11 protein-coding genes are annotated in these 15149 nt (G+C 42.9%); 8 read left to right on the top strand and 3 right to left on the bottom strand.

Features of this window, described 5'->3' with window-relative positions; genetic code table 11:
• Positions 1-123: 123 nt before the first annotated feature.
• From ileS to OLM56_RS03010, 3 genes are all read left to right on the top strand, one after another.
• Entirely contained in the window at positions 124-3525 is a 3402-nt protein-coding gene (gene ileS, locus OLM56_RS03020; protein WP_182493025.1) for an isoleucine--tRNA ligase, read from the top strand.
• 6 nt (positions 3526-3531) lie between these two features.
• The gene (locus OLM56_RS03015) at positions 3532-3912 is read left to right on the top strand and encodes a TraR/DksA family transcriptional regulator (protein ID WP_056067507.1); all 381 of its coding nucleotides are present in this window, start codon (positions 3532-3534) and stop codon (positions 3910-3912) included.
• Positions 3913-4105: 193 nt separating this feature from the next.
• Positions 4106-4729, top strand: coding sequence for a lipoprotein signal peptidase (locus tag OLM56_RS03010; RefSeq protein ID WP_264528275.1), 624 nt, complete (start codon positions 4106-4108; stop codon positions 4727-4729).
• Here the strand turns inward: OLM56_RS03010 and OLM56_RS03005 are convergent.
• The 3 genes from OLM56_RS03005 to OLM56_RS02995 are packed head-to-tail and all read right to left on the bottom strand — an operon-like array spanning position 4726 to position 6513.
• Positions 4726-4917 carry a hypothetical protein gene (locus tag OLM56_RS03005; protein WP_264528274.1) on the bottom strand — a complete coding sequence of 64 codons (192 nt, stop codon included), beginning with the start codon at positions 4915-4917 and terminating at the stop codon, positions 4726-4728. The two genes, OLM56_RS03010 and OLM56_RS03005, sit on opposite strands and share 4 nt — an antisense overlap.
• Positions 4918-4933: 16 nt before the next feature.
• Entirely contained in the window at positions 4934-5509 is a 576-nt protein-coding gene (locus OLM56_RS03000; RefSeq protein ID WP_264528273.1) for a 5-formyltetrahydrofolate cyclo-ligase, read from the bottom strand.
• Between the two features lie 29 nt (positions 5510-5538).
• Positions 5539-6513 carry a succinylglutamate desuccinylase/aspartoacylase family protein gene (locus OLM56_RS02995; RefSeq protein WP_264528272.1) on the bottom strand — a complete coding sequence of 325 codons (975 nt, stop codon included), beginning with the start codon at positions 6511-6513 and terminating at the stop codon, positions 5539-5541.
• Between the two features lie 121 nt (positions 6514-6634).
• Between OLM56_RS02995 and uvrC the strand changes: the two genes are divergently transcribed.
• The 5 genes from uvrC (at position 6635) to hppD (ending at position 15023) form a co-directional block, all read left to right on the top strand.
• Positions 6635-8428: an excinuclease ABC subunit UvrC gene (uvrC, locus tag OLM56_RS02990; RefSeq protein WP_121375577.1), complete on the top strand. Its 1794-nt coding sequence runs from the start codon at positions 6635-6637 to the stop codon at positions 8426-8428.
• A gap of 10 nt (positions 8429-8438) precedes the next feature.
• On the top strand, positions 8439-10646 hold the full coding sequence (locus OLM56_RS02985) for a patatin-like phospholipase family protein (protein ID WP_121375576.1): 2208 nt from the start codon (positions 8439-8441) through the stop codon (positions 10644-10646).
• Between the two features lie 98 nt (positions 10647-10744).
• Positions 10745-12382, top strand: coding sequence for an amino acid permease (locus tag OLM56_RS02980; RefSeq protein WP_121375575.1), 1638 nt, complete (start codon positions 10745-10747; stop codon positions 12380-12382).
• 246 nt (positions 12383-12628) lie between these two features.
• On the top strand, positions 12629-13786 hold the full coding sequence (locus OLM56_RS02975; protein ID WP_182493020.1) for a homogentisate 1,2-dioxygenase: 1158 nt from the start codon (positions 12629-12631) through the stop codon (positions 13784-13786).
• Positions 13787-13862: 76 nt separating this feature from the next.
• A complete protein-coding gene (hppD, locus tag OLM56_RS02970; RefSeq protein WP_121375573.1) occupies positions 13863-15023 on the top strand; it encodes a 4-hydroxyphenylpyruvate dioxygenase in 1161 nt (386 codons plus the stop codon).
• Positions 15024-15149: the final 126 nt, after the last annotated feature.

Raw genomic sequence — 15149 nt, 5'->3', positions numbered from 1 at the left:
CATCATAACAGCAGCAGCAGTACTGATAGTCAGCGGAATCTTCATAAAAAACGCCCCCCCGATACGCCATAACTAATTAAAAAATTCATTACTTTCGCAAATTGATTTTACAAAGCGATAAAAATGAGTACAAAATTTACTGAATACAAAGGACTTGACCTGCCAACAGTGGCATCTGAAGTGCTTGATTTCTGGAAAAAACAAGACATCTTTGAAAAGAGCGTAACCACGCGCGAAGGAAATAAACCCTATGTGTTTTTTGAAGGCCCGCCTTCAGCAAACGGACTGCCGGGTATTCACCACGTAATGGCGCGCGCGATCAAGGATATTTTCTGTCGCTACAAGACCCAAAAAGGCTTTCAGGTAAAAAGAAAAGCTGGATGGGATACCCACGGACTTCCGGTAGAACTCGGAACCGAAAAAGAATTAGGAATCACCAAAGAAGACATCGGAAAGACCATTTCCATCGAAGAATACAACGAAGCCTGCAAAAAGACCGTCATGCGCTATACAGACGTATGGAACGACCTGACCGAAAAGATGGGCTACTGGGTAGACATGCAAGACCCGTATGTCACCTACAAGTCCAAATACATGGAAACCGTTTGGTGGCTGTTAAAGCAGATTTACGACAAAGGCCTGCTGTATAAAGGCTATACAATCCAGCCTTATTCCCCAAAAGCAGGAACTGGACTGAGCTCTCACGAAGTCAACCAGCCGGGCGCTTACCGCGATGTGACTGATACGACTATCGTTGCCCAGTTCAAGACACTTGCAGAAACACTGCCAGCCGTACTAAAAGGCTTCGGCGATGTGCATTTCTTAGCCTGGACGACTACGCCATGGACCTTGCCGTCCAATACGGCACTGACAGTGGGACCGAAAATCGAATACGTGCTAGTAAAAACAGTCAACCAATACACATTCGAGCCGATCAATGTAGTCTTGGCTAAGAATTTAGTTGGAAAACAATTCGGCAAAGGCTATTTCGAAAGCGCAGAAGCAGCCGATTTTGACAAAGTAAAAAACGGCGACAAACAGTTGCCTTATAAAATAGTAGCCCAAGCCCTAGGCGCTGATTTGGTCGGAATCAAATACGAACAATTATTGCCGTATGCCCTGCCGTACCAGAACCCAGAAAATGCGTTCCGCGTCATCTCGGGCGATTTCGTAACGACGGAAGACGGAACAGGAATCGTACACACGGCCCCGACTTTTGGTGCAGACGATGCCAAGGTAGCCAAAGAAGCCGTGCCAGAGGTACCGCCGATGCTGGTTTTGGACGAAAACGGTACGCCAGTGCCATTGGTCGACCTGCAAGGAAAATTCACTTCCCACATGGGCGACTTCGCAGGCAAGTACGTAAAGAACGAATACTATAATGCTGGCGAAGCACCGGAAAAATCGGTAGACGTAGAAATCGCCATCCGACTAAAAGAAGAAAACAAGGCCTTTAAGGTCGAAAAATACGTACACAGCTACCCGCACAGCTGGCGAACAGACGAGCCCCTTTTATACTATCCGTTAGACTCTTGGTTTATCAAGGTCACCGATGTAAAAGACCGAATGTTCGACCTGAACGACACCATCAACTGGAAGCCAAAATCTACAGGCGAAGGCCGTTTCGGAAACTGGCTGAAAAATGCCAACGACTGGAACCTGTCCCGTTCAAGATATTGGGGCATTCCGTTGCCGATCTGGAGAACCGAAGACAAAAAAGAAGAAACCATCATTGGTTCGGTAGAAGAACTATACAATGCTATCGAAAAATCAATCCAAGCCGGTTTCCAAAAAGAAAACCCGTTCAAAGGATTTGAGATCGGAAACATGTCAGAAGCCAATTACGACTTGGTCGACCTCCATAAAAATGTCGTAGACGAAATCGTACTAGTTTCACCATCCGGCAAGCCGATGAAGCGCGAAACCGACCTGATCGATGTCTGGTTTGATTCCGGAGCCATGCCGTACGCGCAGTGGCACTATCCGTTTGAAAACAAAGACAAGATTGACGAAAATAAAGACTTCCCGGCTGATTTTATTGCCGAAGGTGTCGACCAGACGCGCGGCTGGTTCTATACATTGCACGCTATCGGAACATTGGTTTTTGATAAAGTAGCCTATAAAAACGTAGTGTCCAACGGACTCGTATTAGACAAAAACGGACAGAAAATGTCCAAGCGTTTGGGTAATGCCGTTGATCCGTTTACGACATTGGCCGAATACGGACCCGATGCGACGCGCTGGTACATGATTGCCAACGCCAACCCTTGGGACAACTTAAAGTTCGATATCGAAGGTGTCGCAGAAGTACGCCGTAAATTCTTCGGAACCCTATACAATACCTATTCGTTCTTTGCCCTTTACGCCAACATCGACGGTTTCTCTTATGCAGAAGCCGAAGTGCCGTTGGAAGAAAGGCCAGAAATCGACCGATGGATCTTATCAGAATTAAATACCCTGATAAAAGATGTCGACAGCTATTATGCCGACTACGAGCCGACCAAAGCTGCAAGAGCTATTTCTGACTTTGTTCAGGAGAACTTGAGCAACTGGTATGTGCGTTTGTGCAGAAGAAGATTCTGGAAAGGCGACTACGCCCAAGACAAGATTGCCGCCTACCAGACCCTGTACACCTGTCTGGTAACCGTAGCAAAACTAAGCGCCCCTATCGCTCCGTTCTTTATGGACAAGCTTTACAGAGATTTAACGCAGGCGACACATAAAGAAACATTCGATAGCGTACATTTGGCCGATTTTCCAGAATATGCTCATAACTTTGTTGATAAATCGTTGGAAAGCAGGATGGAGAAGGCGCAGACCATCTCGTCGCTCGTACTGTCGCTTCGCAAGAAAGAAATGATAAAAGTACGTCAGCCCCTGCAAAAAGTGATGATTCCGGTATTAGACAGCAAGCAAAAAGCAGAAATCGAAGCCGTTTCAGACCTTATAAAAGCAGAGGTAAACGTCAAGGAAATAGAGCTTCTAGACGACGCTTCGGGCATATTGGTAAAGCAAATTAAGCCTAATTTTAAAGCATTAGGGCCGCGTTTCGGGAAAGATATGGGTCTGATTTCCAAAGAGATACAAAATTTCTCACAGGAACAGATCAACGAACTAGACAAAAACGGTTCGCTAAGTATTGTCATTTCAGGGAAAAGTATTAATTTAACCTCTGAAGATGTAGAGATTTCTTCCCAAGATATTGAAGGATGGCTGGTCGCCAATGCCAACGGAATTACGGTGGCCTTAGACATCACCATATCCGACGAATTGAAAAAAGAAGGAATCGCTAGAGAATTAGTCAACCGCATTCAAAATATCAGAAAAGACTCAGGTTTTGAAGTTACCGACAAGATCAAGGTCCAAGTCCAAAAAGACGGTATTCTTGAAGAAGCCCTTACGGCAAACCAAGACTACATCAAGGCAGAGACGCTGACAGAAGAACTGATTATTGAAGATAAAGTAGAAAACGGTATAGAAATTGAGTTTGATGAAATAAAAACAAGTATATTAATTTCAAAATAATATAATATGGTAGATGAAGTTGCAAGATACTCCGATGCTGATCTGGCAGAGTTCAAAGAAATTATTTTAAAAAAAATACAAAAAGCACAAGCAGACCTAGACCTGATCAAGAGTGCCTATATGAACGACCTGAACAACGGTACAGACGATACGTCGCCGACATTCAAGGCGTTTGAAGAAGGCAGCGAGACCATGTCGAAAGAAGCAAACTCTCAGTTGGCAATCCGTCAGGAAAAGTTCATCCGTGATCTAAAAAACGCGCTTTTCAGAGTAGAAAACAAAACCTATGGCGTTTGCAAAGTAACAGGAAAACTAATCAGCAAAGAAAGGCTGAAGATCGTTCCTCACGCCACGATGAGTATCGAAGCAAAAAACCTGCAGCGATAACCGCTAGAAGATAATACCCAAAGTAACGCTCCTGTCAAGGAGCGTTTTTTTAATATAAAAGCAAACGAAGGCGCCCTTTTTAATCAAACGCTAGTAAGGAAAAACAGCAGCGAAAAGCCGCATAAAAAGGAACAAGCCCTTGCGAGTGTTTTTATAAATAATATTCCTATTTTTGCGCAATAAAAGAAAGAAAATGTCATTAAAGAAAGCATATTTATTAGTTATCCTAATTCTTATCGTTGACCAGATATCTAAGATATACATCAAGACCAACTTTATATACGGCGAAGATGGACAGATCAACGTAGCTAGCTGGTTTAAGATCCTTTTGATCGAAAACGAAGGGATGGCATGGGGAACCCAGATTCCCGGCGATTACGGAAAACTGATACTGACGCTTTTTAGGCTGGTAGCCGTCACAGGAATTGGCTGGTGGTTGTGGGATTCAGTAAAAAAAGACAGCTCAAGATATCTGATTGTAGCCATAGCGCTCATCTTGGCAGGCGCCTTTGGCAACATTATCGATTCTGTTTTTTATGGAGTGATTTTTGACCATAGCCATGGCCAGACCGCAACGCTCTTTTCCGACCAGCCGTACGGCACTTGGTTTCACGGAAAAGTAGTCGACATGCTCTATTTCCCGATCTGGGAAGGCAATTTGCCAAAATGGCTGCCAGTCTGGGGAGGACAGCACTTTACCTTTTTTAATGCCATATTCAACATTGCCGACATGGCCATCTCTACAGGCGTCGGAATATTGATTGTGTTCAACAAAAAAGCCTTTTCAGGCTCTAGAAGACATTCAGAACTAGCCTAATTCTGTCCCGGAGCATATTTTTTAGCACTCTTTTCTCCTGTCACTTTTTTGGCCTGCCCTGGAGGTAGCGGTTTTGCTTTGCTCGATCTGCTGGAAGTTCCGGTGCCGATACTGGCGCTGCATCCAGAAATGGAAAAAGCAAAACAAAGCAAAAGCAATCCGATGGATAATCTAAAAGGAGTTTTCATTTTTTTTATTCTAAAGTTACGCCTTTTTTTTGAATCGGTAGACGGTATTCGGGGTCACGCAAAAATCCAGTGCCACGTCGTTTTCAAAAACATCCGCTATCGCGGCTTCCGCCTCAAAAAAAGAAAGCCCGATTTTCAGTACGTCTTCTTTGCATTCCGATAAGAAAAGATCATAAAACCCTTTCCCATAGCCCGCCCGATGCCCTTTTTGGTCAAACGCCAAAAGCGGCACAAACACCACATCGATTTTAGCAGTAGGCACTTCGATTCCGTCCACCGGCTCAGGAATGTTATACTCGTTTTTTCGAAACTTCGTATTGTCGGTCAATAAGAAATGCGTCATTTTTCGCGTCTCGAAATCCGATTTAGAAACGACAATCTCTTTATCTTTTCCAGCCAATACCTGAAGTAAGAATTCTGTATCTACTTCCTTATGTTCGCTGATCGGAAGAAAAATATGGTAGTACAATTTGTCCCAGATATCCAATCGGACAAGCTGGTTGGCAATGGCAAGGCTCCTTTCTTCGATTTCTTCGGGAGAAAGAGCGGCCCGCAAGGCCTTGTATTTTAAGCGTAGTTCTTTTTTCTGCATTTTGGATGGTTCTAAAATATTCTGCAAGCTTATAGTTCTAAAGCCGTCGTGATATGAAAAATAGCATCCCCCTGATAAACGATAGGCGCATCATTCACATTGATGATATGGCCGGCATTAGGCGCCTTTACCTTATATTCTACCTTGCCGTAAGGATCCGAAATAGTAGCCAGTACCTGTCCCTTTTCGACCTGCGTTCCTACAGCGGTCAGCCCATGAAACAGCCCCGAAGCCTTGGCACGTACCCAAGCCGACTTCTCGATATAAATAGTCTTCCTGTCCGCAATCGATGCCCTTCGCTTTGGGTTCAGCATCCCGAAATGATCCAAGAAACGTTTGGTGCCTTCGATACCTTCCTGTGTAATAGACTCGTTGATATCCAGCGATTTTCCGCCCTCAAACAACAGCATCTTGACACCCAGTCGGTCGCAAGAATTGCGGAAAGAACCCGTAATATTTTTGGAATACAACCCAAACGGTGCATGAAACACGTCAGCCAGTGCTTTTAACTCAGTATTATTCGGCACGATCCGTATCTGCGGCGCATTAAAGCGGCTGGCTCCGCCCGCATGAAAATCAATACAATAATCCACATTCGGAATAATTTCCTTTAAAAGAGAATATGCAAAGCGGCTGGCCAGAGAACCATTTTTGCTGCCTGGAAAGACCCGGTTCATATCGCGCCCGTCCGGAAATTCGCGCGTCTTGTTCAAGAAGCCAAAAACATTGATGACCGGAATGCAGATGATAGTGCCTATTTTCGGTCGGTTGATCTTCTGCACGATCAGCCGTCTTACGATCTCGATGCCGTTGATTTCATCGCCATGCAGTCCGGCAGAAAACAAGACCGTAGGCCCGTCGATTTCAGAACGCTCTATGATAATCGGAATCTTTAGTTTGGTCATCGTATGGAGCTTTGCAATCTCCATATTCAAGGTCCGGCTCTCGCCCGGCAGGATCGTCTCGCCCAAGATGGTGAGATTTTTATAAGTAGGTAGCGCCATGTTTTGTTTAAAAATATAAATGTATAAAAATTGAGATTGAGAACGCTAAATATTTGCCAAAACCATTTAAAATTGAAATCAGGCACTTGCAATTCGGAATTTTTGAAACTAACTTTGTCAGATGCGAACTCCTTTAGAACTACAGATCCAGACATTGCCCGACGGCCCGGGCGTGTATCAGTATTATGACAAGGAAGACAAGATCCTGTATGTCGGGAAAGCAAAAAACCTACGCAAGCGCGTTTCGTCCTATTTCAACAAGCTGCACGACAACGGCAAGACCAACGTCTTGGTTCGCAAGATTGTTTCCATCAGGCACATCGTAGTTCCTACAGAAACCGATGCCCTGCTTTTGGAAAACAACCTCATAAAAAAGCTCCAGCCCCGATACAATGTCCTGCTGAAAGACGACAAGACCTATCCGTGGATCTGCATCAAAAAAGAACCCTTTTCCAGAATCTTTACCACCAGAAATATGGTCAAGGACGGTTCCGAATACTTCGGGCCCTATACCAGCTTCAAGACCGTACATACACTATTGGACCTAATCAAAGAATTATACCCGCTGCGCACCTGCAACTATGACCTGTCGCGAGAAAACATCAATTCTGGTAAATATAAAGTTTGTCTCGAATACCATATCGGCAATTGCAAAGGTCCCTGCGAAGGCCACCAGTCTTTAGAAGAATACCAAAAAAACGTCGACGCTATCCGCGAGATACTCAAAGGGAATTTCAAGGAAAGCCTGAAAGACTTCAAGACGCTGATGAAAAACCTCGCTTCCGAAATGAAATTCGAAGAAGCCCAAAAGATAAAAGACAAGATCGAGACGCTGGAAAACTACCAATCACGCTCGACCATCGTCAACCCAAGAATCTCCAACGTAGATGTGTTTTCTATCGTTTCAGACGAAAGCATGGCCTATGTCAATTTTCTTCAGATTTCACATGGCGCGATCATCCGCTCGCACACGCTGGAAATGAAAAAGAAGCTCGACGAATCCGACGAAGAATTGCTGGAACTGGCCGTAGTAGAACTACGAGAACGGTTCAAATTGCTGTCCAAAGAAATAATTGTCCCTTTTGAGATCGACATGGGCGAAAATGTAAAAGTAACCGTGCCCCAATTAGGAGACAAAAAGCAGATCTTGGAACTCTCTATCCGAAACGCAAAATTCTACCGTATGGACCAGCTGAAACAGCTGCAGATCGTAGATCCGGACAGGCATACCAACCGAATCATGGCGCAGATGAAAAAAGACCTGCGCCTTTCTGTCGAGCCAAGACATATCGAATGCTTTGACAACTCCAACATCCAAGGAACCAATCCCGTGGCTGCCTGTGTCGTTTTTAAAGACGGCAAGCCAAGCAAAAAAGACTACCGCCATTTCAATATCAAGACGGTCGAAGGCCCGAACGATTTTGCCTCGATGGAAGAAGTCGTATACAGGCGCTACAAAAGACTCCTAGACGAAGAGCAGCCGCTGCCCCAATTGATTATCATCGACGGAGGCAAAGGACAGCTATCATCTGCCCTAAAAAGCCTAGAAGAATTAGACCTAAGAGGAAAAATAGCCATCATTGGCATTGCGAAACGCTTGGAAGAATTATTTTATCCTGGCGATTCCATTCCGTTGTATCTAGACAAAAAATCAGAAACCCTCAAGGTAATCCAGCAGCTTCGGAACGAGGCACACCGTTTTGGGATAACCCACCATCGGGACAAACGAAGCAAAGGCGCCCTAAAAACTTCCGTAGAAACCATCCCCGGAATTGGAGAAAAGACCATGATTGCCCTTATAAAACACTTCAAATCTGTTAAAAGATTGTCGCAGGCAACAGAAAAAGAAATTTCTGACGTTGTAGGTATTTCAAAAGCCAAAAAAATTGCCGACTTTTACAATTCCACAAAGTAATCCTTTCTCTATGAAAAAAATAGCTCTTATCCTCTTGTTGCTATTTTCTGTATCGGTTGTGTTTTCACAAGAACAGAAAAAGCCAAAAGTAGGATTGGTTTTGAGTGGAGGAGGAGCCAAAGGACTGGCCCACATCGGCGTCCTGAAAGTATTAGAAGAAGCCGGCGTAGAGATTTCCTATATCGGAGGAACAAGCATGGGTGCCATCATTGGCGGACTCTATGCTTCGGGATACAGCGCCGCACAAATTGACTCTATTTTTAAGACAACAGATTACGATGCGCTGATCCAAGATTACATCCCAAGATCATCCAAAAACTTTTACGAAAAAAGAAACGACGAGCTCTATGCCCTGACATTGCCCTTCAAGAAGATGAAGATTGGCATCCCAAGAGCGCTGTCAAAAGGACTCTATAACTTCAACATGCTGAACAAGCTGACGCATAATGTAAGACACATCCGTGATTTTAATCAGTTGCCGATTCCGTTTTTATGCATCGCTACCGATATTGAGACCGGCCAGCAAGTACTCCTAAACAAAGGATCGCTGCCGCAGGCCATGATTGCCAGCGCTGCGCTGCCATCGTTGTACATGCCTGTTGAAATTGACGGAAAATTACTGGTAGACGGAGGCGTGACGAACAACTATCCGATATTGGAAGTAAAAAACCTAGGCGCCGATATCATCATTGGAGTTGACGTACAAGACGATCTAAAAGACAGAGATGCGTTGACCGATGCCACGAAAATTCTGGTGCAGATCTCCAACATGCAGATGATCCAAAAAATGGACCGCAAGAAAAAAGCCACCGACATCTACATAAAGCCAGATATTAAAGGATTCAGTGTGATTTCTTTCTCCCAAGGAGTACAGATCATAAAGACAGGAGAAGATGCCGCACGAAAAGTAATCGACCAGCTCGAAAAAATAGGCGACAAGGAGAATCCTGTTACCAAGCACAAGGTCATCGTGCAGAGCGACAGCCTTCAAGTCAGCGAAATCAAGACGCCCCAGCTTGAAAATTTTACCCGTACCTATGTCCTCGGAAAGCTCGGGTTCAAAGCCGGAACTAAGATCAGCTATGCAGATTTGGACAAAGGAATCAATACCCTCAGCGCGACCCAGAACTTTAGCGGCATAGGCTACTCGTTTTCAAAATCTGCCTCAGGAAATGATGTCTTGACCATGACGCTGGTAGAAAACCCGATCAAGACCTACTTAAAATTCGGGTTGCATTATGACGGTCTATACAAAAGTGCCATTTTGCTGAACCTGACCCAGAAAAAGCTGTTGTTCAAAAACGACATCATTTCGGTCGATGCCGGATTAGGAGATAATTTCAGATACTATTTAGACTATTATATCGATAACGGCTTCTATTGGAGTTTCGGGATCAAATCCAGATACAATACCTTCAACCGAAATGTCCTTACCGATTTCAACAATGGAGAGCTGCTCAACCTATTCGGACTGAGTTCCATCAATATTGATTACTCCGACTTTTCGAACCAGGTCTATTTCCAGACTGTTTTCGCCCAAAAATTCCTGATCGGCGGCGGTGCAGAATACAAGCATTTAAAGATCAAGACCAAAACATTTGAAACGACCGATCCTATTCTCGAAGACAGTGACTATGTAAGCCTTATTGCCTATGTAAAATACGATTCGTTTGATAAGAAATACTTCCCAAAAAACGGATTCCTATTCTGTGGTGACTTCCAGACCTTTCTGTATTCTTCCGATTATACCAAAGAATACCAGAATTTCAGCATCCTTAAGGGAGAAATGGCCTTTTCTAAGACGTTCTTCAACAAGTTTACGTTGAACCTTCAGTCAGAAGCCGGTTTTACTGTCGGCGAACAGACCGTTCCGTTTTTTGATTTCGTGTTAGGAGGTTACGGCTATAACATGATCAATAACTTTAGGCATTTCTACGGTTATGACTTCGTAAGCCTTTCCGGAAACAGCTACATCAAAGGGGCCGTAGGCGTAGATTATGAAATATTCCGAAAAAACCACTTGAACTTCATGGCAAACTATGCCAACATCGGAAGCAAGATTTTTGATAGCGACGAATGGATCGAACGTCCGGCCTATTCCGGATATTCGTTCGGTTACGGCCTAGAAACTATCATCGGACCCGTAGAAATCAAGCACTCCTGGTCACCCGAAACAAGAGACCACCATACTTGGTTTAGCGTAGGATTCTGGTTTTAAGGAATTCATCCTAAAAAAAATATATACGATTATTTATGTGTTAATTATTCCATAAAAAAACTATATTTGGAACCACTAAACACTTAAATAATCAATTTATGTCTATTTGGAGAAGAAAATCATTAACCCAGCTTTTAGAAGAATCATCTGAATCTGAAAAAGGATTAAAGAAAACCTTAACCGCTCCGGGATTAGTAGCTTTAGGAATTGGAGCAATTATTGGAGCCGGATTATTTTCAATAACGGGTCTTGCCGCATCAGTAAATGCGGGACCTGCGATTACTATTTCTTTTTTAGTAGCTGCATTTGGTTGTGTTTTTGCTGGTTTGTGTTATGCAGAATTTTCTTCAATGATACCAGTAGCCGGAAGTGCCTATACCTATTCTTTCGCAACAATGGGCGAATTTGTGGCATGGATTATTGGTTGGGATTTGGTTTTGGAATACGCCGTTGGAGCCGCGACGGTTTCGATTAGCTGGTCCAGATATCTCGGGAAATTTTTAAGCGGTTATGGAATCCACATTGATGATGCTTATATGCTTTCGCCTTTTGAAGGAGGTATCATAAATGTCCCAGCCGTATTGATTGTGATGATAATGTCGCTAATCTTGATTCGAGGCACTAAAGAATCCGCATTTGTAAACGGAATTATAGTACTGTTAAAAGTTAGTGTTGTATTGATTTTTATTGCTGTTGGATGGCAATACATACGACCAGAAAACTACACGCCTTATATTCCTAAAAATACAGGCACCTTTGGAGAATTTGGTTTCTCCGGAATAATCAGGGCAGCAGCTATCGTGTTCTTTGCCTATATTGGTTTTGACGCTGTTTCTACGGCAGCTCAAGAAGCTAAAAACCCAAAAAGAGACATGCCAATCGGAATATTGCTGTCTTTGGCTATCTGTACCATCCTATATGTTCTTTTTGCACACGTAATGACAGGAGTCGTAAACTATCAAGCATTTGCTGGAAAAGACGGAATCGCTCCAGTGGCAATTGCAGTAGAAGCGATGGGGACAGCTGGGCCAGATGGAATGATAACGCCAGCCTATCCTTGGCTGAATAATGCAATTCTGCTAGCTATATTAGGAGGCTACGCTTCCGTAATTCTTGTGATGCTTATGGGACAAAGCCGTGTGTTTTTCTCTATGAGTAAAGACGGATTGATGCCAAAAGTATTTTCAGAAGTACATTCAAAATTCAGAACGCCAGCAAAAAACAATTTATTGTTTATGGTAATCGTAAGCCTTTTTGCCGCTTTCGTGCCTGCAAGAGTCGTGGGAGAAATGACAAGTATCGGAACATTATTTGCATTTATTCTTGTATGTATCGGCGTATTGATCATGCGTAAAAAAATGCCAGATGCACCAAGAGCATTTAGAACACCTTTAGTTCCTTTTGTGCCGATTGCAGGAGTGTTGGTTTGCTTGTTCATGATGGTATTCTTGCCATTAGACACATGGATCCGACTAATCGTTTGGATGATGATTGGTTTTGACCTCTATCTGTTCTACGGAATGAAAAATAGTATACTAAACAAAGGAAACTTTAGCTTAGATAGCTTTAAAGTAGTTGCCGGGTCAGGATTAGGAATGGTTGCGGCTCTAGTAATAGTGGCCATTATCCACCATATGGATCCGAATATAAATGATAACTTCTTGTTCTATTTCTCATTAATCTTTGCAGCAATTCATGCATTGATTTATCTGTATAGTTACAAGAAAGGGAGATAGGCTTCTGTTAAAATAGAACAAAGGCGCTGCTGATAAATTTTACAATCAGTAGCGCCTTTTTCCTTTTTATAAATATTTCACAAGAAATAAGGTGAAAAAATTAATTTTTCCGATATTTGTGACTATGAATACAAGTTGGAAAGATTTATTGTCGCATCTGAAGTTCCTCATCAAGAGGAACCCAGAATGAGCTTTTGGATGCTGCTATCAGAAATCTAAAATCATAATTTCATAAATCTAATAATTATGCCACTATATCATAAATTGGGCAATTTTCCCCAAAAGCGACATACGCAGTTTGAAAAGCCAGACGGCGGGCTCTACTATGAGCAGCTCTTTGGAACAGAAGGCTTTCATGGGCATTCGTCGCTGCTATACCATGTCCACAGGCCGACGCAAGTAAAAGAAATCAAGGCGTCCTATTCCGTAGAGCCAAAAATTGCCATCGGAAAGAATATAAAATCCCTGCTGTTTAAAGGTTTCGAATTAAAACCGCAAGAAGACTTTTTGGACAGCCGAAAAGCCATGCTTGTCAACAGAGACTGCACCATAGGCTTGGCGGCACCGCAGAAATCATTACGAGATTATTTCTATAAAAATGCCGATGCCGATGAGATGATTTTCATCCACAAAGGAAAAGGAACGCTCCGTACCATGATGGGAAATATCCCTTTCGAATACGGCGACTACCTGATTATCCCAAGAGGAATCATTTACCAAATCGATTTTGAAACCTCTGAAAACCGTCTGTTTTATGTAGAATCTTTTGCGCCGTTTTATACGCCAAAAAGATACAAGAACCAATCGGGTCAGCATCTGGAGCACTCTCCGTTCTGCGAAAGAGACTTCAAACTGCCGACAGAATTAGAAACACATGATGAAAAAGGAGACTTCCTGATCAAGATCAAAAAAGAAGGAATGATTCATGAAGTAGTCTATGCTACCCATCCGTTTGATGTGATAGGTTGGGACGGTTATAATTTCCCATATGCCTTCAGTATCCATAACTTTGAGCCAATAACAGGGCGCGTGCACCAGCCGCCTCCGGTTCACCAGACATTTGAGACTTCGACCTTTGTCGTATGTTCTTTCTGTCCGAGGCTGTACGATTATCATCCAAAAGCAATCCCGGCACCTTACAACCATAGCAACATCGACAGCGATGAGGTTTTGTATTATGTAGATGGCGATTTCATGAGCAGGAACAATATCGAGCAAGGACATATCACATTGCATCCAAAAGGCATTCCTCACGGACCTGCACCTGGCGCGATGGAAAGAAGTATCGGAAAGACAGTAACCGAAGAATTAGCCGTAATGGTCGATACGTTCCGTCCGTTGATGGTAACCGAAGAAGCGATGGGATTGGACGATGGCCAATACTATAAATCTTGGGTAGAATAATAAAAACAAACAAAAAACAACTAACGATAACCCTGTCAGGGTCTCTGACCCTGACAGGGTTGAAAAAATATACAAAATGAGCAAAGAAGTAAAATCAGTAGAATACGGATTAGAAAAAATATTTGAAGGAGCTCAAGATTTCCTTCCGCTATTAGGAACAGACTATGTAGAATTTTATGTAGGTAACGCAAAACAAGCCGCACATTTCTACAAAACAGCATTTGGTTACCAATCATTGGCGTATGCCGGATTAGAAACGGGAGTGCGCGACAGAGCATCTTATGTTTTGAAACAAGATAAAATCCGTTTGGTGTTGACCACGCCTTTAAATGCAGATTCTCCAATCAATGACCATTTGAAAAAACACGGTGACGGAGTAAAAGTTGCTGCCCTTTGGGTGGAAGACGCAAGAAGCGCTTTCGAAGAAACAACTAAAAGAGGTGCTAGACCTTTTATGGAGCCAACAGTTGAAAAAGACGAATTTGGAGAAGTAGTTCGTTCTGGAATTTACACTTATGGTGAAACAGTCCACATTTTTGTGGAAAGAAAAAACTACACTGGAGTTTTCTTGCCAGGGTATAAAGAATGGAAATCCGACTACAATCCAGAACCGACTGGCTTGAAATATATCGACCACATGGTTGGAAATGTAGGCTGGGGCGAAATGAATACTTGGGTAAAATGGTATGAAGACGTAATGGGATTTGTGAATTTCCTTTCTTTCGACGACAAGCAGATCAATACAGAATATTCCGCTTTGATGAGTAAAGTAATGTCAAACGGTAACGGAAGAATCAAATTCCCAATTAACGAACCTGCTGAGGGAAAGAAAAAATCACAGATTGAAGAATATTTGGAATTCTACGGTGGACCTGGTATCCAGCATGTGGCTATCGCTACAGATGATATCATCAAAACCGTTTCCCAATTAAAAGCGCGTGGAGTTGAATTTTTATCAGCACCGCCAAGAGCCTATTACGAAGCTATTCCTGAAAGATTAGGAGAGCACATGAAAATGATGAAGGAAGATTTGGGCGAAATCGAAAAATTAGCAATTATGGTAGATGCCGATGAAGAAGGCTACCTGCTGCAGATTTTTACGAAGCCAGTTCAAGACCGCCCGACATTGTTTTTTGAAATTATCCAAAGAATGGGCGCCCGTGGATTTGGAGCTGGAAACTTCAAGGCCCTTTTTGAGTCTATCGAAAGAGAGCAAGAAAAGAGAGGAACGCTATAAAACAACCTGATTTTCTGAGAATAATGTAAAATACAACCTTTCAAAAAGCTATTTTTTGCTAATATTGTGTTAAAGTTAATTTTTTAGTTGTAATAATGCAATTAATGCATACCTTTGCACCCGCAA

Source organism: Flavobacterium sp. N2550 (assembly GCF_025947265.1).
Classification (GTDB): domain Bacteria; phylum Bacteroidota; class Bacteroidia; order Flavobacteriales; family Flavobacteriaceae; genus Flavobacterium; species Flavobacterium endophyticum.
The sequence above is the reverse complement of the archived record's forward strand: the minus strand, read 5'-3'. Positions and strand labels throughout refer to the sequence as shown.